This is a genomic window from Enterovibrio calviensis DSM 14347 (assembly GCF_000621165.1).
Lineage (GTDB): Bacteria > Pseudomonadota > Gammaproteobacteria > Enterobacterales > Vibrionaceae > Enterovibrio > Enterovibrio calviensis.
Genome location: NZ_JHZA01000016.1, coordinates 41757 through 64347, shown reverse-complemented (window position 1 = coordinate 64347; position 22591 = coordinate 41757). Strand labels below are relative to the sequence as shown.

Genomic DNA, 22591 nt, shown 5'->3' with positions numbered 1-22591 from the left:
TAGTATTAACATCTGATTAACAATGCGGAAGGCACGATGAAATTAAAGCAATTGAAAAACTGGATACAGGCTCATCCTGATAATGTGCCGCATTGCTATGTGGTCGCTCACGCGGGTGGTGCGCAATATATTGTTGAGATAGAAGTTCGACATCAATTAGAGCCACTACGAGACGATAAAACGGATGAGGTGATGCACTTCGACAATGTTGAGCAGATCAGTGCAAAACTGAAGAAATTAGGCATTAAGAAGGCGACGATGCGTTTGCTTGACCCTTATGATGAGTTTGGTCCTGCTGATCCCTCTTGCAAGGAAGACATGGAAATTTCGCTTTAATGTAGTCCATGTCAGTTTTACTATGCCGTGGTCATATTATCGTATGTTTGGCTACTCGTTGTCTGACAGCATGAAATGTCGCGCGAGTATCCTACCTGTGAATTGGGTTCGCAGGTAAAACCCTCTTGGTAGCGTCTTTATCGGCTGGCCATTTGCGCCATATGCTTCGGTTTTAACTTTGCTGTTTGCCGCCTTTGGTCGAAGCTGCAGATATTCTCCATGCCTTGCTGAGATCTCGTGCACTTTCCCTAGCACAATAAATTCCATCAACTCTTCCCAATCGGATTTAAGCTGATGCTCTTCTTCTTCTGAAGGTTGCCAAATCAGTGGCATGCCGACATGGCGTTCAGCTAGCGGTATTTCTCGCTCTCCTTCCACAGGAACCCACAGCACTTTGGATAATTTGTTGCGGATATGGCTGTTTTCCCATGTTAAGCCATGGACGCCTGTTAACGGCGCCACACAGACAAACGTCGTTTCCAATGGCTTACCCGTGTGATTGATAGGGATCGATTTTAATTCGATGCCAAGATCCTGAAAGTCTTGTTCCGGTTTACTTCCGGCTGTTGCTCCAAGGCAACTCTCCAGCAGCATTCCCACCCATCCTTTTTCACGACGAAGATCCGCGGGGCATTCAATACCCTGTTGTGACGCGAGTTCGCCGAGCGTAAAGCCTGCGAGTGCATAAGCACGTTCAAGCAGCTCTTGCTCAGAGGTGGGAGGAAGGATCATTGAGTATTCCTATCAGTATTAATCGGCGAAAAACTATCAGCCCAGCGATGAAAACACCAGTCTTTGTCTTTACTAGGTTAAGGATCTAGGTAAGTCACACCCTTTTTTAAGGTTATCCACAAGCAAAGTTGTATATACGTTGGATTTAAAGTACATGGATGCTTATACAGTGCTTTTAATGCATTGATTACGCGAACTTATGCCATAATTGGTGTTGAATTGTACGGATGGTGTGAGTAACTGTTACTTTGGTGGATCTTTGAACACTTTAAGATCTTTACTGTTTTTTCAGAGGTTTGGTTTCTCATTTTTTCTTTGTTTTTATTTTAATTCATTGATTTTATTTATCTAAAATGGTTTTTTGTGAATGTCATTTTGAGTGGGGATAAGCCACGCAACATGACTGATATCAGTTTAAATGGTGTTCTTCACAAATCTATCCACAGAAAGCGTGAATAAATGTGCGCTTAGTCTCATCGGCTTGTTTATAACTTGGTGGTGGCCTTTGTTTTATCCCTAAAGGCGGTTGAACTCCCCAAAAAATGCGTTTCATTCACAATGTTTGTTTACCACTGTGCACATAGTGTGAAAAAATCACTGTTAATAGAGATTTATATTTGGGGTCGTCCAGTGATAGATGGCGATGGTTACCGTCCCAATGTAGGGATTGTAATATGTAACAGCCACGGTCAGGTTCTCTGGGCTCGTCGATATGGACAACATTCCTGGCAATTTCCACAAGGTGGTATTGATGACGGTGAAACACCGGAGCAAGCCATGTATAGAGAGTTATACGAGGAAGTAGGACTCTCTAAAAAAGACGTTAAGATACTGGCGACAAGTCGCCACTGGTTGCGTTATAAGTTGCCAAAACGTCTGGTTCGTTGGGATTCAAAGCCGGTGTGTATTGGGCAGAAGCAAAAGTGGTTTTTGCTGAAGCTGGAATGCGACGAGTCAAAGGTGAACATGCAGCGAAGTGGTACGCCAGAGTTCGATGGCTGGCGTTGGGTAAGCTACTGGTATCCGGTAAGACAAGTGGTGTCGTTTAAGCGTGATGTTTACCGACGCGCAATGAAAGAGTTTGCCGCTATTGCGATGCCTTTTCGTGAGCGAAAAGTAAAACGTAATAAAAGCAAGCGAGGATCAGCTAAGTACTAAAGGAAGACTTCGAGGGCGCCGATGCTGACGAAACTGCGAGATATCGTAAATAACGTGGCGTCATCCAGTGACGTTAAGCAAGCGCTCAATACTCTCGTGAGTGAAACCTGCTCGGCGATGACTACGGAGTGTTGCTCTGTCTACATTGCTGATCACGATCGTAAAGTCTATGAATTGATGGCCACCCAAGGCCTCAATGCGCAATCTCGCCCCGTGACATTGTCATTTAGCGAAGGTCTTGTTGGTCTTGTTGGCCGTCGTGCAGAGCCCATCAACCTCGCCAATGCTAGCGAGCACAGTGATTTCAAACACTTCCCTGACATTGGTGAAGACCTCTTCAACGCTTTTCTCGGCACGCCAATTATCTATCGTAGGGAAGTTCTTGGCATTTTGGTGGTCCAGCAACGGGATTCTCGCCAATTTGACGAAAGTGAAGAATCTTTCCTCGTCACCCTTTCTGCACAATTAGCGGTTGTTTTTGCTCATGCAAAAGCACAAGGCTTGTGGCCGTCCAATGTCAAAGGCACATTGTTGTTACAAGGCGCGGCAGCTTCTCCTGGTGTCGCGATTGCAAAGGCGTGGTGTGATGTCTCGCAACCACGGCTGGATTTGGTATTACCCGCCTCTTGTTTAGATAACCAACTAGAACGTGATCGTCTCGATACTGCCATCGGTGCGGCGGTTGCTGATTTTCGTCGCTTGAGAAAGCGACTGGATAACGAACTCAATCAAGATACGCTGGCGATCTTCGATCTATTTATCCACTTGTTAAACGATCCCGTCCTTCGCAAAGCGATGAACGAGTGTATTCAGCAAGGCGATCTTGCTGAATGGGCGGTCAAACAGACGATAGATGCATTCGCGATTCGTTTTGAAAACATGTCAGACCCTTATCTTCGTGAGCGTGCGAATGATGTAAAAGAACTGGGTCAGCGATTGCTGTACTTCCTCGAAAACCAGCAAAGCAAGCAATGGAATTTTGACGAGCCTGTCGTCCTTTTTGCCCGTGAATTAACGGCGGCGATGCTTGCTGCTATTCCAAGAGACAGTTTGGCAGGTGTCGTTGCGGAAGAAGGCGCTGTGAATGCGCATGCCGCTATTTTAGCGCGTGCCTTGGGTATTCCTGCCGTCATGGGCGTTGAATTCAATCCGCAATTGATTCATCAAAAGAACGTGGTTCTAGATGGCTTCAAAGGCCGTGTGCTGGTGGAGCCGTCCGAGCCTATTCTCGAAGAGTACAAGCGCCTTCGTGATGAAGAACTCGAATTACAGCAGGAAGTTGACAGCGCATTTACTCGGCAAACTGAAACGGCCGATGGGGTTCGAGTCGAAATCTACCTTAATGCGGGACTGAGCGCGGATACTAGCATTGCCATCAACCGCGGTGTCGATGGCGTGGGCTTGTATCGTACCGAAGTGCCATTTTTGATGCAGAGAAGCTTTCCTTCCGAAGATGATCAGGTGAAGCAATACCGCTCTATTCTTGATAGCTATCCGACACAGTCTGTCGTGATGCGTACGCTTGATATTGGCGGTGATAAGCCATTACCGTATCTGAAGATTGAAGAAGACAATCCATTTTTAGGTTGGCGTGGCATTCGCTTTACGCTCGATCATCCCGATATTTTTCTGATCCAAGTGCGTGCGATGCTTCGTGCCAGTATTGGACGCGATAACTTGGCCATTCTGCTACCCATGATATCTGGCCTTTCTGAGTTGTTAGAGGCGAAGACGCTGGTCGATCGCGCTTTCACGGAAGTTGCTGAGTTAGCTCTGTTAGACGGTAAAACGCTTAATAAGCCGCGTTTGGGTATCATGGTTGAAGTCCCTTCTGTGCTCTATCAATTTGATGCCATTGCACCTCATATCGACTTTTTGTCTGTCGGAACGAATGATTTAACGCAGTACCTGCTGGCGGTGGATCGAAACAATGCTCGTGTGGCGGACGTGTATGATACATTCCATCCCTCGGTGCTTGCCGTGCTGCATCAGATATTGCTGAACAGTCAGCGGTTAAAGCTCCCAGTGAGTGTTTGCGGTGAATTTGCGGGTGACCCCATCGGCGCAGCGTTATTGGTTGGCATGGGTTACCGTCAACTAAGTATGAACACGCGTAGCGTTGCTAAAATAAAATATGTTTTGCGTCATATTCCGTCAAAGGCATTGAAAAAACACGTGGCGGCGATGCAAAAGCTTTGTTTAACCGGTGAAATTCGTAAAGCCTCTGAAGACTTTTTAGAATGCTATCACTTGGGTGGCCTCATCCGAGTGGGAAAATAGGAACACGTTCATGATTGAAGCCACCTTGTGGCTATTCGGTGCATGTCTTGTACTGGGAAGCTGTGTGGGGTTGCTGGCAGGTTTGCTTGGCATTGGCGGTGGCTTATTGGTGGTACCGGCTTTATCGGTTTTGTTGCCGTGGGCGGGTATTTCCGCATCGTTAGTGATGCCTATGGCGTTGGCGACTTCTCTTGCCAGTATTGTCATGACTTCCGCTTCTTCTGCTTATACGCATTATCGCTTGGGTAATGTGCAGCCAGCCGTAGTAAAAACGCTGCTACCGGGCGTATTGCTCGGTGGTCTAATGGGAAGCGCGATTGCTGACCGGTTACCCACGGAATATCTCCCTAAAGTATTTGGTGTCATCGTGCTGTGCTTGGCACTTCAAATGGCGCTGTCTTTGCGTGTTAAGCCTGCGAAACCTTTGCCTGGCCCTGCAAGAAACGTCGTGAGCGGTGGTCTAATAGGTATGGTAGCAAGCCTTGCTGGTATTGGTGGGGGCTCGCTGACTGTTCCGTACCTCAATTACTATGGCGTTGAAATGCGTCGAGCGATTGGCAGTGCCTCGTTGTGTGGAGTGTTTCTCGCGCTATCTGGCATGACGGGGTTTATTTTTTTTGGGCTGACGCAAACTGAAACCTTACCAAGGTTTAGTGTCGGCTATGTTTACTTACCTGCATTGATTGGTATTGTAGGCACCTCTGTGTTTACAACGCGATATGGTGCGAGACTTGCCTCTCGTTTACCGACGCCAACAATAAAGCGTGTTTTTGCTGTTTTCTTGCTCTTGGTTGGGGCAAGTATGTTTATAAGCTAAGGATGACAACCCTATGTCTCTGACATTTCCCCAAATAGATCCCATTTTGATTGAAATTGGTCCGCTTGCAGTGCGCTGGTACGGCTTAATGTATTTAGCTGGTTTTGCATTTGCACTTTGGTTAGCCAATCGTCGTGCTGACAAACCGGGTAGCGGTTGGACGCGAGACGAAGTTAGTGACTTATTGTTTGCTGGATTCTTAGGGGTAGTGCTCGGCGGGCGCATTGGCTACGTGCTTTTCTATCAATTTGATGCATTCTTGGCTGACCCGTTGTTTCTTTTCAAAGTCTGGACGGGCGGGATGTCTTTCCACGGTGGTCTGCTAGGTGTGATCACCGCAATGTTTTGGTTTGCGCGTAAAACCAAACGTACCTTCTTTACCGTGTCTGATTTCATTGCGCCGCTGGTGCCATTTGGTTTAGGCGCAGGACGTCTTGGTAATTTCATGAATGGTGAACTTTGGGGAAGGGCGACCGATGCGCCTTGGGGCATGGTGTTCCCAACGGGCGGTCCGATAGCTCGTCACCCTTCGCAGTTGTATGAATTTGCCCTTGAAGGCGTGGTGTTGTTCTTCATATTGAATTGGTTTGCACGTCAGCCTCGCCCTGCTGGTGCAATATCAGGTCTGTTTTTGGCTGGATACGGTACGTTCCGCTTCATCGTTGAGTTCTTCCGCGAACCCGATGCGCATCTTGGGTTATTTGGCGACTGGATCAGCATGGGGCAGATTCTGTCTAGCCCAATGATTATTGGCGGTGTCTTGATGATGGTTTGGGCTTATCGTCGTGGACAAAGCGCAACCCACTCAGCATAATTTTGTATTCAAAGCCGCAGTGTTCTCTGCGGCTTTCGTTGTTTTCAATTAACTACCCCGTTAACTGATGGGGTGGATGAAGTAAGGATAAATCATGAAGCAATATCTTGATTTGATGCAGGATATCATCGACAACGGCAGCGATCGTGGTGATAGAACGGGCGTGGGTACACGCTCTGTATTTGGGAGACAACTAAGATTTGATCTCAGCGAAGGCTTCCCAATGCTGACAACCAAGAAGCTTTATACGCGTGCCATCATTCAAGAGTTGCTGTGGTTCCTTAACGGCGATACCAACATCAAATACTTGCAAGACAATAACGTCAGCATTTGGGATGAATGGGCAACCGAAAACGGTGACCTCGGCCCTGTATATGGCGCACAGTGGCGCTCTTGGGCATGCCCTGATGGCTCAACTGTGGATCAAATTGCCGACCTTATCGAGCAAATTAAAGCGAAGCCGAATTCACGCCGCCACATTATCACGGCATGGAACCCGTCGGATTTGCCTGACGAAACCATAAGCCCTCAGGCGAATGTCGAGCAAGGCAAAATGGCGCTGGCTCCATGCCATTGCTTGTTCCAGTTCTATGTCGCTGACGGCAAGCTCTCTTGCCAGCTTTATCAGCGCAGTGCGGATTACTTCCTTGGCGTACCGTTTAACATTGCCAGCTATGCTTTGCTCACGCACATGATCGCGCAGCAGTGTGATTTAGAGGTGGGCGATTTTGTGCATACCTTTGGTGATGTTCATCTTTATCATAACCACCTCACTGACGACATTGTTTATGAGCAGATGAAGCGTACGCCTGGCAACAAACCGACATTGAGCATTGCTCGTAAGCCTGCCTCTATCTTTGATTACACGTTGGAAGACTTTGTGATTGAAGGCTACGAAGCGCAGCCTAGCATTAAGGCGCCAATTGCGATTTAAAGTGTGAATCGCACTTAATGAAAGCAGCATATAAGAAGCCGGGCATGCCCCGGTTTTTTTACGCCTGTCATACCCATCGATTTGAACTTTTCATCTTGAGTCGGCTTGGGTTTCTTCTTCCCTCCAAATAACGAGCCCTATAAGCACCAAATCCAAGCGACAAACCGCAAGGTGAGTAAATACCTTAATGAATGACTTTAGGCTGCTGAGTGCAAGAATAGAGGGCTTAAACGCAAAGAGGAGAAAGTACTTGGGGAAAGGAGCAATAAATGAGGCACACAAAGCTTGTATTACGTTGATTGAATGGGTTGTATACCAAAGCAATCTCTAAGTGACCCACCATCACTTCGGATTTTTTCCTCAGGTTGAATGCAATGAGAGGTTTTGAATCCTGCATCTTGAGGTATTTGGTGTACTTCAAAAACAAAAACGCCCGCATTAAGCGGGCGTTCTTTTGTATCTTCGAGGCAATTACTGCGTTGCTAGCATCACAATAGATGGAACCACAACGAATACAAGACCAAGGTAAGCCACAACAGCCAGCTTGTTCTTCGCTGCAGCGTCACCCAGCATCTCAGCACACTTCAATGGGATTTCGCGTAGGAACGGCGTACCAAAGATAAGCAGTGTCGCTAGGACGTTGAACGTTAGGTGTACCAGTGCAATTTGCAGAGCAAATACTGCGTTTGGACCGGTTACCGCTGTCGCTGCAAGTAGTGCAGTGATACATGTACCGATGTTTGCGCCAAGTGTGAACGGGTAAACATCACGTACTTTCAATACGTTTGTACCTACCAGTGGAACCATCAGGCTTGTCGTCGTAGAAGAAGACTGAACCAGAATCGTTACCAAGGTACCTGATGCGATACCGTGGATTGGACCACGACCGATAGCATTGTGAAGTAGCTCTTTTGCACGACCAACCATCAGTTTACGCATCAGTTTGCCCATCATAGTGATAGAAGCAAAAATCAGTGCAATACCCAGAACAATCAGTGCAACGCCACCCCAGTCACCTGGTAGTGAAGAAAGCAGGTCTTTTGAACCGTTAACCAAAGGTTTGGTCAGTGGGCCCATGAAATCCATGCCTTTCATGCTTAGGCTGCCTTCGAACATCAAAGGTGCAACCAACCAGCTAGAGATTTTGTCTAGTAGGCCGAACATCATTTCCAATGGTAGGAAAATAGAGACCGCCATTAAGTTGAAGAAGTCGTGAACAGTTGCACAAGTAAATGCGCGACGGAACTCTTCTTTGCAACGAGCGTGGCCAAGGCTAACTAGTGTATTGGTAACGGTAGTGCCGATGTTTGCACCCATTACCATAGGAATCGCAGTTTCAACTGGCAAGCCGCCAGCCACCAAACCAACAATAATCGAAGTAACCGTGCTTGAAGACTGGATCAGTGCAGTTGCAACGATACCGATCATCAAACCAGCTACAGGATGAGAGGCGAACTCGAACAGGGTTTTCGCTTCATCTCCGGCAGCCCATTTAAAACCACTACCAACCATGGACACTGCAAGAAGCAGTACATAAAGCATTAGTGCCAGGTTGGCCCAACGTACCCAATTCTTAGAGCTGTTAATTGGAGCAGCAGTAGAAGCTTGGGATGTCATAAGGAAATCTCCGAGACAGTTATATGTCAGATTTGTGTCAATGAATTAATCTGGGCGGAATAGTAGGTAGGAAATATTTCACTAATATTACAGTTTTGAGTCACTGTGTGCGTCATGCATGAGGGGAGGTGTAAAGGTAAGTGTCCTTTCGGTTTTATTTACCTATAAAACAATGATTTAAATTATTATTTTTAATGCGTAAAAAGTGCTCAAAAAGCAATCAAACGCACTTCTTACGCGTAAATATTTGGTACCATGGACAAGTTTTGTGACAAAAGATTCTTTCATATTGCGAAAAAAGCATCATTTTTAAGTGGAAAGTTCGGATATTCCGATGTTTAATCTCCGAAGAACCGATTTTTCTTAACTGAGGATTGGTGACTAGACTATAAGGGATTAATTAATTTAACGGAGTGCTTTAAATGACTGATGCGATTCGTCAGTTTATGAAGATGGAATCAGCCGGTGGTTTGGTGCTGATCGTTGCGGCTATATTGGCGATTGTTATCGCGAATTCGCCATTACAGCCATTATATGATGGCGCTCTTCATAGCTATATTGCTGGTTTGTCAGTTGCACATTGGATTAACGATGGTCTGATGGCTATCTTTTTCTTACTGATTGGACTTGAAGTAAAACGAGAACTTATTGAAGGCGCTTTAAACACCAAAGAGAAAGCAATCTTCCCAGCTATCGCAGCTGTGGGTGGTATGTTAGCTCCTGCTCTGGTGTATTTGGCGTTTAACTATTCAGATCCAGTTACTGTGAACGGTTGGGCTATTCCTGCCGCGACAGACATTGCTTTCGCTCTTGGTGTCATGGCGTTATTGGGTAAGCGTGTACCTCTTTCATTGAAAGTCTTCCTGCTCGCACTAGCAATTATCGATGACTTAGGCGTTATTGTTATCATTGCATTGTTCTACAGCAGTGATCTGTCTGTGACGGCACTGACTGTTGCCTTCATTTCAACGGCGGTGCTGTTCATTATGAACAGTAAGAATGTTACCGGCGTAAAATGGTATTTGATTGTCGGAGCTATTCTTTGGTTCAGTGTCTTGAAGTCTGGTGTCCACGCCACGCTTGCAGGCGTTGTGCTTGGCTTTGCTATTCCATTGAGTGGCGGTAAAGACGGTAAATCCCCGTTAAAAACCTTGGAACACGCCATTCACCCTTATGCGGCGTTCCTTATCCTTCCACTCTTTGCATTTGCGAATGCGGGCGTTTCATTGGAAGGCGTATCGCTGGCCAGCTTGACCAATATGTTGCCTCTAGGTATCGCGTTGGGCCTATTGATAGGTAAACCACTGGGTATCTTCACGTTTAGCTGGATTGCAGTGAAAACGGGCGTTGCCAAGCTGCCTGAGAATGTCGATTTTAAACAAGTGTTCGCTGTATCACTGCTATGTGGTATCGGCTTCACTATGTCGATATTCATCTCTTCGCTGGCATTTGTGGGTGTGGATCAAAGCTACATCACGTTCTCTCGATTGGGGATTTTGATTGGCTCAACCGTTTCAGCCTTTGCAGGTTATGCCTTGCTGAATCTGTGCTTGCCTAAGACACCTGCGGTTGAGGATGAGAGTGATAGTAAGAAAGTGAGCATTGATTATTAGTCGTTCTTTACGGATCGTCGAATGCCACAAAGTGAAAGGCTAGATTAAAACCTGATAAAAGGGCGTCAGAACTGCGTAATCCGTGGTTTTGGCGCCTTTTTTTGTTGAGAGCGTATGTCACATTTAAATTACAACCACCTTTATTATTTTTGGATGGTCTGCAAGCAAGGCTCTGTATCTAAAGCAGCAGAAGCGTTGTTTCTAACACCACAGACGGTAACGGGCCAAATTCGAGCCCTAGAAGACCGCCTTAAAGGCAAACTGACGAAGCGCTCTGGCAGGAACGTTGAGCCGACTGAACTCGGTCAGCTCGTTTACAAGTACGCTGACAAGATGTTTGGCCTTAGCTATGAAATGCTCGATATCATCAATTACAGCCAACGAGACAATGAACTCTTTGATGTGGGTGTCGCGGATGCCTTGTCAAAAAGCGTCGTGAGTCGTGTCCTATTGAAGGCCGTACCAGGTGATGATGGCATTCATCTGCGTTGCTTTGAATCGACACACGAACTCTTACTTGAGCAGCTAAGCCAACACAAATTAGACATGATTTTGTCTGATTGTCCCGTGGACTCTAGTCAAAGCCCTGGGTTGTTCAGTGTGAAGATTGGCGAATGCATGATGAGTTTTTTTTGCTCAGGCGCCGTCTCAAAAAAGAGATTTCCTGCCATAATTGAAGAGCATAAGTTGCTCATTCCTGGAAGTCGAACGGCGATGGGAAGGAAGTTGATGCATTGGTTTGATAGCCAAGGTATTACGCCTAACATTCTGGGTGAGTTTGATGATGCGGCCCTGATGAAAGCATTTGGTGCCAATCACAAGGCAATGTTTGTCGCCCCAACGTTTTACTCTGCAGATGTGTTGGATTTGCCTGATATTCAAGAAATCGCGCAAGTTGAGGAACTTAAAGAAGAGTATTACGCAATATTTGCGGAAAGAATGATCCAACACCCCGCAGTAAAGCGTATCTGTGAGGCTGACTTTAGCAAGCTATTTCATTAGCGTTTGGTTATGCAATTAGTATTCTTAAACGCAAGGCATTTTTGAGTTGTTGTAAGGTGATAAGCTAACGCCAACATAGACAACCTTTTAGAGTATGGTAAATAGGCAGTACGTATGGAATTAAAACAAATGCAGGAAACTGGGCCCAAAGCAGTGCAATTGCTTAAAGCAATGGCGAATGAGCGCAGATTGTTCATACTTTGCTATTTACTTGAAGGTGAAATGTCAGTTGGAACGCTCAGTGAGAAGCTAGAATTGAGTCAATCGGCTTTGTCGCAACACTTGGCATGGCTAAGGCGAGATGGGTTGGTCGCAACGCGTAAAGAAGCACAAACCGTGTATTACTCGTTAAAGAGTGTTGAGGTGCAGACCATCATGATGACGCTGCATCAGCTTTATTGCAAGGATGCGCAATAAGGCAAAAGAACACATAAAGAAAGAGAAAAGAAAAAGAGAAAAAACAGATATAAAAAAACCGGCCTAAGCCGGTTTTTTTAGTTCAAATCTAAGCGCTAATTAAAGAGCTTTGATTTGAGCAACTAGGCTAGCTTTATGACGAGCAGCCTTGTTCTTGTGAATAAGGCCTTTAGTAGCCATACGGTCAAGAATAGGTTGTGCTTCAGCAAATGCTTTAGTAGCTGCTTCTTTATCGCCAGCTGCGATAGCTGCGATGGTTTTCTTCAGATAAGTGCGCATCATTGAGCGACGGCTTGCATTGTGCTGACGGCGCTTCTCAGATTGGATTGCACGCTTCTTAGCAGATTTGATATTCGCCAAGGGTCTAACTCCCAAATCTTATATTCGGTGACAATTTAAGGCCGAGGAATATGCCCCGTTTTACCCTAGTTGTCAATTCATTTGTGCAATAATGCGCCGCATCACCATAGCAATGGCATGTGACGAACATCGCGGTTAATATGGCGGCAGATTCTACCAGCATTCTTAGTATGAAGTAAGCCTTTTATCTGTCTTTTCGAACTTGTTGTACCGTCCAGAATTCAATCAAAAGAGACGTGATAGCATGAACGGACGGATGCATCTTACTTTATTTTTGGTTTTAAGGGGTTATAGGTGTCAAAGCGATTGCTTCGCTCGGGGATGATTGTCAGTTTTATGACGATGGTGTCACGCGTTATGGGTTTGGTGCGTGATGTGATTATCGCAAACCTCATGGGCGCAGGTGCAGCGGCAGATGTTTTCTTCTTTGCCAACAAAATCCCGAATTTTCTACGTCGACTATTTGCAGAAGGTGCATTTTCTCAAGCCTTTGTTCCTGTGCTGGCGGAATATCAGGCCAGTGACGACAAAACGAAGACGCGAGAACTAATCGCTTACGTATCAGGGACATTGGGCGTGTTGGTGACGATCGTTACCGTGATTGGTGTAGTGGCATCACCCGTGATCACCGCCATGTTTGGTATGGGGTGGTTTGTCGATTGGGTTAATGATGGCCCGTCGGCGCATAAGTTTGAACTTGCCTCGCTGATCTTGAAGATCACCTTCCCGTACCTTTGGTTTATTTCCTTTGTGGCGTTGGCTGGCTCCGTTCTCAACACGCTTGGTCGGTTTGCAGTGTCATCTTTTACGCCGGTATTTCTCAATATTGCGATGATTTCGGCCGCCATTTGGATTGCACCAAATTTAGAGCAGCCAGAAATCGGGTTAGGTATTGGTGTTTTCTTAGGTGGCTTAATCCAATTTGCGTTCCAATTGCCTTTTCTTTATCGCGAAGGGATGCTGGTTAAACCTAAATGGGGTTGGTCCCATCCTGGTGTCGTAAAGATCCGCACCTTGATGATACCTGCGCTGTTTGGTGTCTCAGTCAGCCAAATTAACTTGCTGCTTGATACGTTTATTGCGAGTTTCCTCGCGACAGGCTCAATCAGTTGGTTGTATTACTCAGACCGTCTTTTAGAGTTCCCTCTGGGGTTGTTTGGCATTGCAATTGCGACTGTCATCTTGCCAGCTTTGTCGAAAAAACACGTAGAGCAGTCTTCCGGTCAGTTCGCCAGTACGATGGATTGGGGAATTCGGATGGTGCTTTTACTTGGCCTACCTGCCATGGTGGGCATGATGGTATTGGCGAAACCCATGCTAATGGTGCTCTTCATGCGTGGTGAATTTAGCCCATCTGACGTGGATGCAGCCTCATTATCGTTGATGGCTTATGCGTCAGGTTTGCTTAATTTCATGCTCATCAAAGTACTTGCTCCGGGGTATTACGCTCGGCAGGACACGAAAACCCCTGTTCGCTATGGCATCATTGCTATGGTTAGCAATATGGTATTCAACCTTATTTTTGCCTCGTTTTATGGCTATGTTGGTCTTGCCATGGCAACGGCATTGTCAGCGTTGGTGAATGCGGGCTTGCTTTACCGAGGTCTTCATAAGCAGGGTGTGTACCGCGTGAGTCGTGAAACACTGTTCTTTACGCTGCGTCTGGTGGTTGGTGCAGCGTTGATGGGCGGCGTGGTGTTTTGGCTGATGCCAGAAAATACGGATTGGCTTGCTATGGGACTTTGGGAGCGTACCTATGTACTTTTCGGCTTAATTGCTTTGGGTGCAGCGACTTACCTAGTGTCATTGGCTGTTTCTGGTGTGAGGCCGCGTCAACTTCGAGCGGAAAGCTGATTGCTGCGCATAACTAGTATATAATCCGTCGGTTTTTTTAGGGGAAAGCAGTTTTACCATTATGGAATTGATCCGAGGCATTCATAACATCCGAGACAGACACCGAGGGTGCGTTCTGACGATCGGTAACTTTGATGGTGTGCATTTAGGCCATCAACAAGTGCTTGTTCAGGTGGTAAAGAAGGCGCGTGAGTTAGGTGTTCCTCCTACCGTCATGCTGTTTGAACCTCAACCTAGAGAATTGTTTGCAGCCGAGAATGCGCCGGCAAGATTGACTCGCTTGCGTGACAAGTACACGCAGTTGGCGCAATTAGGTGTTGAACGGCTGCTTGTGGTGAATTTTAATGCGAAATTCGCTGCCATGACGCCCTATGACTTTGTTCATCGCTTGTTGGCTGAACAATTGGGTGTTAAGTTTCTGGTTGTCGGTGACGACTTCCGCTTTGGCGCTAAGCGTCAGGGCGATTTTGTTTATCTGCAACAAGAAGCAAAATCTGCACATTTTGATGTGGTGAGCACACAAAGCTTTTGTGTCTCTGAGCAGCGCGTCAGTAGCACCGCGATTCGTGATGAATTGGCGCGAGGCGAACAAGACGCCGTGGAGCAGATGTTAGGACGACCTTATAGCATTAGTGGGCGAGTTTCCCACGGAAAGAAGCTGGGTCGTACCATTGGATTCCCTACCGCAAACGTTCCTTTAAAACGACGTGTTACGCCTGTGTCAGGTGTTTATGTTGTTAAGGTTGGCGGTATTGATGAGAACACATTGTTAGGTGGTGTTGCCAATGTAGGCACGCGACCGACTGTTAACGGTGTACGCCAACAATTGGAAGTGCACCTTTTTGACTTCGCTGGCGATCTTTATGGTCGACATGTTGAAGTGCAGCTTCTTCATAAGCTGCGAGATGAAAAAAAATTTGGTTCGCTAGACGAGCTAAAAGCCCAAATTGAACTTGATGCCCAGACAGCACGTGCGTGGCTGGCTGGTCAAGATAATGTCGAAAACGTCCATACGGAATGAACAATCAATGAGTGACTTTAAAGATACCTTAAACCTGCCGGAAACCGCGTTTCCGATGCGAGGTAATCTTGCGCAACGTGAGCCGCAAATGCTCAAGCGTTGGTACGATGAAGATCTTTACGGCGAGATCCGTAAAGCGAAAAAAGGCAAGAAATCTTTCATCCTGCATGACGGCCCTCCGTATGCAAATGGCAACATCCATATTGGTCACTCAGTAAACAAGATTCTTAAAGACATTATTATTAAGTCCAAAACACTGTCGGACTTTGACGCACCTTATGTACCTGGTTGGGACTGTCATGGTCTGCCGATCGAACTGATGGTTGAGAAGAAAGTCGGCAAGCCGGGCAAAAAAGTGTCTGCGGCTGAATTCCGCCAGAAGTGTCGTGAGTACGCAGCAAAGCAAGTTGAAGGCCAAAAGGCGGACTTTAAACGTCTTGGCGTGTTGGGCGAGTGGGACAAGCCATACCTGACGATGGATTTCAACACTGAAGCGAACATCATTCGTGCGTTGGGTAAAATCGCTGGTAACGGTCACCTTCACAAAGGCTTTAAGCCTGTTCACTGGTGTACTGATTGTGGTTCAGCACTGGCTGAAGCAGAAGTAGAATACGAGAACAAAGTCTCTCCTTCTATTGATGTGATGTTCCGTGCGACTGACGAAGCCGCTGTACTGGCAAAATTTGGCTTGGCGGAAGGTCATGAAGGTCACGGTGACGTATCTATCGTTATCTGGACCACAACACCTTGGACGCTACCTGCAAACCGTGCAGTCGCCGTTTCTGATGCGCTGGAATATGTGCTTGTTCAAGTGGAAGGTGAGACACCTCGCCGTTTGATCGTGGCATCTGAGCTTGCGAAGCAAGTGATGGATCGCGCAGGTATCGAGCATTTCCATAATCTTGGTTTCTGCCAAGGTGAAGCTCTGGAGCTATTGCGCTTCAACCACCCGTTCTACAGCTTTGATGTGCCTGTTATTTGTGGCGAGCACGTAACGACTGAATCAGGTACTGGTGTGGTTCACACTGCCCCTGGCCACGGTCAAGAAGACTTCGTGGTTGGTCAAAAGTACGGCCTAGAAGTGGCAAACCCAGTGGGTAGCAACGGCGTATACTTGCCTGATACTGAACTGTTTGCCGGTCAACACGTGTTGAAAGCAAATGACAATGTGATTGACGTGCTGAAAGAACACGGTTCTTTGTTGCATCATCACGCGTACGAGCATAGCTACCCGCATTGCTGGCGCCACAAAACACCGATCATTTTCCGTGCAACACCGCAGTGGTTTATCTCTATGGAGAAAGCGGGTCTGCGTGCGAAAGCACTGGAAGAGATCAAAAACGTACAGTGGATCCCTGAGTGGGGTCAAAACCGTATCGAGTCGATGGTAGAAGGTCGCCCTGATTGGTGTATCTCTCGTCAACGTACTTGGGGCGTGCCAATTGCGCTGTTCGTTCACAAAGAAACCTCAGATCTTCACCCGAACACGGTTGAATTGATCGAGCAAGTGGCGCAGAAAGTTGAGCAATCAGGCATTCAAGCTTGGTGGGATCTCGACACGGCTGAGTTGCTTGGTGACGACGCTGAAAGCTACGAAAAAGTGCTGGATACCCTAGACGTTTGGTTCGACTCGGGTGCAACGCACTATGCAGTTGTAAACCAACGCGAAGAATTTAATGGCCACGAAGCTGATATGTACTTGGAAGGCTCGGATCAACACCGTGGCTGGTTCCAATCATCGCTAATGACGTCGGTTGCCATCAAGAACAAAGCGCCTTACAAGCAAGTGTTGACCCACGGTTTCACCGTTGATGGTCAAGGCCGTAAGATGTCTAAGTCGATCGGTAACGTCGTTTCTCCGCAAGAAGTGATGAACAAGTTGGGTGGCGACATCCTGCGTTTGTGGGTGGCTTCAACGGATTACACTGGCGAGATGACAGTGTCCGACCAAATATTGAACCGCAGTGCTGATGCGTACCGTCGTATCCGTAACACCGCGCGTTTCTTGCTGGCTAACTTGAACGGTTTCAACCCAGAAACTGACATGGTTGCGGCAGAAGACATGGTGGTTGCAGACCGTTGGGCTGTGGGTAAAGCGCTTGAAGCTCAGGAAGAAATTCTGAAAGCATTCGAAGAGTGTAACTTCCACGCCGTCACACAACGTTTGATGCAATTCTGTTCAGTAGAGATGGGTTCATTCTACTTAGACATCATCAAAGACCGTCAATACACCGCGAAAGCAGGTGGTCACGCGCACCGCAGCTGTCAAACAGCATTGTTCCACATCGTGGAAGCATTGGTTCGTTGGATGGCGCCTATCATGTCGTTCACTGCAGATGAAATCTGGAACGAAATGCCGGGCGAGCGCAACAAGTACGTGTTCACTGAAGTGTGGTACGACGGCTTGTTTGGCTTGAGCGATAACGAGCAATTGAACAATGCGTTCTGGGCTGAGCTTCTAAAAGTGCGCGGCGCCGTGAACAAAGTCTTGGAGCAAGCGCGTAGCGAGAAAACACTAGGTGGTTCTTTGGAAGCCGAAGTGACGCTGTATGCGAAAGCTGATTTTGCTGCCAAGCTTGAAGCAATGGGCAATGAACTGCGCTTCGTGTTGTTGACGTCTAAAGCTGATGTTGTTGCGACCGATGCAGCGCCTGAAGCTGCTGTTGCGACAGACATTGAAGGTTTGTCAGTGATTGTTGCTAAGTCTGCCGCTGAAAAATGTGAGCGTTGCTGGCACCATGTACCGGATGTTGGCACGATTGCTGGGCATGAAGCCTTGTGTGGTCGTTGCGTGAGCAACATTGACGGTGAAGGCGAAGAGCGTCAGTTCGCTTAATCGCTAATATGAAAATGCTGAACCAAGGTGTTCAGCATTTTCAGAACGATAATAGGAACGTTGGATGAAAGATCTGGCAGCGAAACAGTCAGGTATCCGTTGGCTCTGGTTAGCGTTACTGGTATTTGTTTTCGACATTGGTACGAAACTGCTGGTGATGGATACCATGGGGTATGGTTGGGCAAATCGTATAGAAGTTTTGCCTTTCTTTAACCTTTTGTATGTTCATAACTACGGGGCAGCATTCAGTTTTCTGAGTGATGCTGGCGGTTGGCAGCGATGGTTCTTTGCCACGATTGCGCTAGGCGTGTCGGGAATGCTTATCTATTGGATGCGCTGCACTCCAGCCACCAATAAAATCCTGAATGTGGCGTATGCATTAGTGATCGGCGGTGCCATTGGCAATCTGTTCGATCGTCTGGTGCATGGTTATGTTGTCGACTTTCTTGATTTCTATATCGGCAACAGCCATTGGCCAGCGTTCAATCTCGCAGATGCCGCCATTTGTGTTGGCGCAGGGTTGATTGTTTTGGACAGTGTCAAAGCATCAAAAAAGCCGCACGCTGAAACTGAGTAAGCACTGTGCTTACTGAGTAAAAATACATTGATGGCGCTGGTCGCAATTGCGAACGGCGCTTTCTTATATTTAGGGTTTTAAAACCCATTATTCTTTAGGGTTTTAGGTGCTGACCTTGTAGGCAGAACCAACCGTTTAATTCAAGGATGTGATTGAATGACACAGATTATTGCCAACAGTGAAGTGATCATGCACTTTACGATCAAGATGGAAGACGGTTCCGTCGCTGACAGCACGAAAACATCAGGTAAGCCTGCCAAGTTGGTGATGGGCGATGGCAGCTTGACTGAGAATTTTGAAAAGTGTCTGATCGGTTTGAATGAAGGTGAAGCAGCGAGTTTTACATTAGAGCCCGATGATGCGTTTGGCATGCCAAACCCAGACAACGTTCAGCACATGGATCGCACCTTGTTTGTGGGCGATGCGCCTGCTGAAGAAGGCACTATTATTGCGTTTGCAGGACCGGGCGGACAAGAAATCCCGGGTGTGATCACCGAAGTGGCTGGTGAATCTGTGACGGTAGATTTCAATCATCCATTGGCGGGACACCGCGTTATCTTCGACGTTGAAATTGTCAGCGTCAATTAAAGAAAATTGGTTATAAAGGCAACCCAATGAAAATCATGCTTGCTAACCCAAGAGGGTTTTGCGCCGGTGTTGACCGTGCTATCAGCATTGTCGAGCGTGCACTAGAACTGTATCAGCCTCCTATCTATGTGCGTCATGAAGTGGTTCACAATCGTTTTGTTGTGGAAGGGCTGAAGTCTCGCGGTGCTGTATTCGTTGAAGAGCTCAGTGAAGTGCCCGATGACAGCATTGTTATTTTCTCTGCCCACGGCGTATCACAAGCGGTTCGTACTGAAGCGAAGTCGCGCAGTTTGACTGTGTTTGATGCTACCTGTCCTTTGGTGACAAAAGTTCATATGGAAGTTGCACGCGCTAGTCGCAGGAATATGGAAGTGGTTCTGATCGGTCACGCGGGTCACCCAGAGGTGGAAGGCACCATGGGACAATATGCCAGCGACACGGGCGGCATGTACCTGGTAGAGACACCAGATGACGTGCACACGCTCGACGTGAAAGATCCGTCTAACTTGCACTACGTTAGCCAAACGACCTTGTCAGTGGATGAAACCGCAGATGTGATCGACAGACTGCGTCAGGTATTTCCAGAGATTCAAGGCCCGCGCAAAGACGATATTTGCTACGCCACCCAAAACCGCCAAGATGCGGTGCGTGAATTGGCAATACAATGCGATGTTATGGTGGTGGTTGGTTCGAAAAACAGTTCTAACTCCAATCGCCTGCGTGAATTGAGTGAAAAACTGGGAACACCAGCCTACTTAATCGATTGCGCAGAAGACGTGAAAGCGGAATGGTTTGAAAGTAAGGTGAAGGTAGGGGTTACAGCGGGCGCATCTGCACCAGAAGAATTGGTGAACCTAATTATTGCTCAAATTGAAGCTTACGGCGGTACCGCGGTCGAAGAGCTAAAAGGGCGTGAAGAAAACATGTTCTTTGAAGTACCCAAAGAACTTCAAGTGAAAACGATCGACTAACGGCAGATCCACTAATACGAGTACGACGGTTGTGTGATCCGAAAAAGGAGCCTTTGGCTCCTTTTTGCGTTCTATGGCGCGGTGAATTTAACCAAAGAAGAACAGAACAGATGGGGCATAGCTCGGATATACATCACTGTTTGAAAAAGGTAGAGTGATAAACGAATGATTTCATGGCGCTGCGCAGACGCGGCGTTGACCGAGAGTAGAAAGGGGATTTACATGGTTCGCATTGCAATTGCGGGCGCTGCTGGCCGCATGGGTCGACAGCTAATTCAAGCCACGGATGGAATGGAAGGCGCAATACTGGCTGCTGCAAGTGAACGTCCAGAGTCGAGCCTAATCGGTGCTGATGCGGGTGAACTCGCGGGTATTGGTAAACGCGATGTCACTATCGTCGATGATTTGGCGAAAGTGGCCGATGAGTTTGATGTCATCATTGATTTCACTGCGCCAGTCGTCACATTAGCTAATCTGGCACTTTGCCAAGCGCATGGAAAGAAACTGATCATTGGTACAACAGGCTTTACCGATGAGCAGCGCGCGCAGATTGACGCTGCGGCTGAGAATATCGGCATCGTTATGGCACCAAACTACAGCGTTGGCGTGAACCTTGTCTTTAAGTTGCTTGAGAAGGCCGCGAAAGTGATGGGTGACTACTGCGACATTGAGATCGTTGAAGCGCATCACCGTCACAAGGTTGATGCGCCTTCAGGTACTGCGATTGGCATGGGAGAGGCCATTGCAGGTGCCATGGGCAACAACCTGAGTGATGTTGCGGTTTATGCGCGTGAAGGCATCACTGGCGAGCGAACCCGTGACGAAATTGGTTTTGCGACCATTCGTGCTGGCGATATCGTCGGTGAGCATACCGCCATGTTTGCTGACATTGGCGAGCGTGTAGAAATCACACACAAAGCGACAAACAGAATGACATTTGCCAATGGTGCAGTACGTGCTGCGATCTGGCTGAATGCAAAAAATGCAGGGTTCTTCACCATGCAAGACGTGTTAGACCTAGACGCGCTCTAATCAAAAACGATTAACTATGCAGTTGGTGCGTGCCATCTGCATGGTTTTTGCACTTTTTTACCTCCATCACATTTCTACATTCCCATCCATGTTGAGCTCTAGTTAACCCGTGTTTTCGGGGGTTAGTGAGAGATTGTCCCTATATTGCCTCTAAATAAGCACATAAGTCCCGCTGGGAAACGGTTGCGTATTGCGATGGCTGGTTTTCCCTGGCTGACTTCATTTTGGTTGTCTAAAAGACGCCTCTTGAACCTGAATTTATGACTTTAGCCTAAGGTTAGTGGGGTTTTTATGGGCTTGAGGCTAAAACTCATATAGGTTGGCTGAAAGTTATGTTCTTTTTTTGCTGTCCTGTTGACACATTCCGCGCCTGTCACTAGAATGCGCGCAATTTGTCAAATTTCGGCTTGACGTCGAACTGGCAATTGTATGGAATGACTTAATGCGAATTTATCTATTTATTTTGCATTTTTATTGATTTGGAGGTTGTCTTGAGCAAGTCTGCGCTCTTAGTCCTAGAAGATGGGACTGTATTCCACGGTGTGTCCATTGGTGCTGATGGTTCCGCTGTTGGTGAAGTTGTTTTTAATACCTCGATGACGGGGTACCAAGAAATTCTCACTGACCCTTCCTACTCTCAGCAAATTGTTACTCTCACTTATCCTCACATTGGCAACACCGGTACTAATACCGAAGACGAAGAATCCTCAAAGATCCACGCGCAAGGCCTGGTCATTCGCGACCTTCCCCTCATTGCTTCAAACTTCCGCAGTCAACAAACACTTTCTGATTACCTTAAATCTCAAAACATCGTTGGTATCGCTGACATTGACACCCGTAAGCTGACACGTGTTTTGCGTGAAAAAGGCGCACAAAACGGCTGTATCGTTGCGGGTGACAACCTTGATGAAGCGTTGGCGCTTGCCCAAGCGAAAGCATTCCCTGGTCTGAAAGGCATGGATTTGGCGAAAGAAGTAACCACCGCAGAAGCTTACGAGTGGAAGCAAGGTTCTTGGACGCTTGAAGGTGGCTTGCCAGAAGCAAAAGACAACAGCGAATTGCCATACCATGTTGTCGCGTATGACTTTGGTGCGAAGCGCAACATCCTGCGCATGCTGGTGGATCGCGGCTGTCGTTTGACTGTGGTTCCTGCGCAAACCTCTGCAGAAGACGTATTGGCGCTTAACCCAGACGGCGTATTCCTGTCGAATGGCCCTGGTGACCCTGAGCCATGTACTTACGCGATTGAAGCAACAAAAGTGTTCCTAGATAAAGGCTTGCCAGTTTTCGGCATCTGTCTTGGTCACCAGATTCTGGCCCTAGCATCGGGCGCTCAAACTGTAAAAATGAAGTTTGGCCACCACGGTGCTAACCACCCAGTAAAAGATTTAGATCGCAACGTAGTAATGATTACGTCGCAAAACCACGGCTTTGCCGCTGACGAAACAACGCTTCCTGAAAACCTACGTGCTACTCACGTATCGCTATTTGATGGCTCTCTGCAAGGTATTCACCGCACAGACAAGCCAGCATTTAGTTTCCAAGGGCACCCTGAAGCGAGCCCTGGTCCGCACGATGCGGCACCACTTTTTGATCACTTCATTGAACTTATTAAGCAACACAGCGCGTAAT

The 22591-nt window shown here is 47.2% G+C and carries 20 protein-coding genes; 17 read left to right on the top strand and 3 right to left on the bottom strand.

Annotated elements, in window-relative coordinates; all coding sequences use genetic code 11:
• Nucleotides 1-36 precede the first annotated feature (36 nt).
• Nucleotides 37-336: a DUF6482 family protein gene (locus Q365_RS0113600; RefSeq protein ID WP_028023856.1), complete on the top strand. Its 300-nt coding sequence runs from the start codon at nucleotides 37-39 to the stop codon at nucleotides 334-336.
• Nucleotides 337-387: 51 nt separating this feature from the next.
• On the opposite strand, the gene mutH is transcribed toward Q365_RS0113600, so the two are convergent.
• Nucleotides 388-1068, bottom strand: coding sequence for a DNA mismatch repair endonuclease MutH (gene mutH, locus Q365_RS0113595; RefSeq protein WP_028023855.1), 681 nt, complete (start codon nucleotides 1066-1068; stop codon nucleotides 388-390).
• Nucleotides 1069-1698: 630 nt separating this feature from the next.
• On the opposite strand from mutH, the gene rppH reads away from it, so the two are divergent.
• The 5 genes from rppH to Q365_RS0113570 all read left to right on the top strand — a co-directional run bounded on the left by rppH (nucleotide 1699) and on the right by Q365_RS0113570 (nucleotide 7071).
• A complete protein-coding gene (gene rppH / locus Q365_RS0113590) occupies nucleotides 1699-2226 on the top strand; it encodes an RNA pyrophosphohydrolase (RefSeq protein ID WP_028023854.1) in 528 nt (175 codons plus the stop codon).
• A gap of 21 nt (nucleotides 2227-2247) precedes the next feature.
• Nucleotides 2248-4506, top strand: a complete 2259-nt coding sequence (gene ptsP / locus Q365_RS0113585; RefSeq protein ID WP_028023853.1) for a phosphoenolpyruvate--protein phosphotransferase — start codon at nucleotides 2248-2250, stop codon at nucleotides 4504-4506.
• Nucleotides 4507-4516: 10 nt separating this feature from the next.
• Entirely contained in the window at nucleotides 4517-5323 is an 807-nt protein-coding gene (locus Q365_RS0113580; RefSeq protein ID WP_028023852.1) for a sulfite exporter TauE/SafE family protein, read from the top strand.
• A gap of 13 nt (nucleotides 5324-5336) precedes the next feature.
• Entirely contained in the window at nucleotides 5337-6137 is an 801-nt protein-coding gene (lgt, locus tag Q365_RS0113575; protein WP_028023851.1) for a prolipoprotein diacylglyceryl transferase, read from the top strand.
• Between the two features lie 94 nt (nucleotides 6138-6231).
• The gene (locus tag Q365_RS0113570) at nucleotides 6232-7071 is read left to right on the top strand and encodes a thymidylate synthase (protein WP_028023850.1); all 840 of its coding nucleotides are present in this window, start codon (nucleotides 6232-6234) and stop codon (nucleotides 7069-7071) included.
• A gap of 471 nt (nucleotides 7072-7542) precedes the next feature.
• Here Q365_RS0113570 and Q365_RS0113560 read toward each other — a convergent pair whose 3' ends face one another.
• Complete coding sequence (locus Q365_RS0113560) at nucleotides 7543-8688, bottom strand: Na/Pi symporter (protein WP_028023849.1); 1146 nt, start codon at nucleotides 8686-8688, stop codon at nucleotides 7543-7545.
• 422 nt (nucleotides 8689-9110) lie between these two features.
• Here Q365_RS0113560 and nhaA point away from each other — a divergent pair, with 422 nt between their 5' ends.
• The 3 genes from nhaA (at nucleotide 9111) to Q365_RS0113545 (ending at nucleotide 11720) form a co-directional block, all read left to right on the top strand.
• Nucleotides 9111-10301, top strand: a complete 1191-nt coding sequence (gene nhaA / locus Q365_RS0113555) for a Na+/H+ antiporter NhaA (RefSeq protein WP_028023848.1) — start codon at nucleotides 9111-9113, stop codon at nucleotides 10299-10301.
• 114 nt (nucleotides 10302-10415) lie between these two features.
• Nucleotides 10416-11303: a transcriptional activator NhaR gene (gene nhaR / locus Q365_RS0113550; RefSeq protein ID WP_028023847.1), complete on the top strand. Its 888-nt coding sequence runs from the start codon at nucleotides 10416-10418 to the stop codon at nucleotides 11301-11303.
• A gap of 114 nt (nucleotides 11304-11417) precedes the next feature.
• Nucleotides 11418-11720: an ArsR/SmtB family transcription factor gene (locus Q365_RS0113545; protein WP_028023846.1), complete on the top strand. Its 303-nt coding sequence runs from the start codon at nucleotides 11418-11420 to the stop codon at nucleotides 11718-11720.
• A gap of 99 nt (nucleotides 11721-11819) precedes the next feature.
• Here the strand turns inward: Q365_RS0113545 and rpsT are convergent, their stop codons facing one another.
• Nucleotides 11820-12080, bottom strand: a complete 261-nt coding sequence (gene rpsT, locus Q365_RS0113540; RefSeq protein WP_028023845.1) for a 30S ribosomal protein S20 — start codon at nucleotides 12078-12080, stop codon at nucleotides 11820-11822.
• A 294-nt stretch (nucleotides 12081-12374) separates the two neighbouring features.
• On the opposite strand from rpsT, the gene murJ reads away from it, so the two are divergent.
• From murJ to carA, 8 genes are all read left to right on the top strand, one after another.
• Nucleotides 12375-13934: a murein biosynthesis integral membrane protein MurJ gene (gene murJ, locus Q365_RS0113535; RefSeq protein ID WP_028023844.1), complete on the top strand. Its 1560-nt coding sequence runs from the start codon at nucleotides 12375-12377 to the stop codon at nucleotides 13932-13934.
• A 61-nt stretch (nucleotides 13935-13995) separates the two neighbouring features.
• Nucleotides 13996-14955, top strand: a complete 960-nt coding sequence (gene ribF, locus Q365_RS0113530) for a bifunctional riboflavin kinase/FAD synthetase (protein ID WP_028023843.1) — start codon at nucleotides 13996-13998, stop codon at nucleotides 14953-14955.
• 7 nt (nucleotides 14956-14962) lie between these two features.
• Nucleotides 14963-17791 carry an isoleucine--tRNA ligase gene (gene ileS / locus Q365_RS0113525; RefSeq protein WP_028023842.1) on the top strand — a complete coding sequence of 943 codons (2829 nt, stop codon included), beginning with the start codon at nucleotides 14963-14965 and terminating at the stop codon, nucleotides 17789-17791.
• A gap of 64 nt (nucleotides 17792-17855) precedes the next feature.
• Nucleotides 17856-18368: a signal peptidase II gene (gene lspA / locus Q365_RS0113520; RefSeq protein ID WP_028023841.1), complete on the top strand. Its 513-nt coding sequence runs from the start codon at nucleotides 17856-17858 to the stop codon at nucleotides 18366-18368.
• A 156-nt stretch (nucleotides 18369-18524) separates the two neighbouring features.
• Nucleotides 18525-18956 (top strand): FKBP-type peptidyl-prolyl cis-trans isomerase, encoded by a 432-nt coding sequence (fkpB, locus tag Q365_RS0113515; RefSeq protein WP_028023840.1) that lies wholly within the window; start codon nucleotides 18525-18527, stop codon nucleotides 18954-18956.
• 26 nt (nucleotides 18957-18982) lie between these two features.
• The gene (ispH, locus tag Q365_RS0113510) at nucleotides 18983-19927 is read left to right on the top strand and encodes a 4-hydroxy-3-methylbut-2-enyl diphosphate reductase (protein WP_028023839.1); all 945 of its coding nucleotides are present in this window, start codon (nucleotides 18983-18985) and stop codon (nucleotides 19925-19927) included.
• Nucleotides 19928-20149: 222 nt separating this feature from the next.
• On the top strand, nucleotides 20150-20959 hold the full coding sequence (gene dapB / locus Q365_RS0113505; RefSeq protein ID WP_028023838.1) for a 4-hydroxy-tetrahydrodipicolinate reductase: 810 nt from the start codon (nucleotides 20150-20152) through the stop codon (nucleotides 20957-20959).
• Nucleotides 20960-21450: 491 nt separating this feature from the next.
• Entirely contained in the window at nucleotides 21451-22590 is a 1140-nt protein-coding gene (gene carA, locus Q365_RS0113500; protein WP_028023837.1) for a glutamine-hydrolyzing carbamoyl-phosphate synthase small subunit, read from the top strand.
• Nucleotide 22591 lies beyond the last annotated feature (1 nt).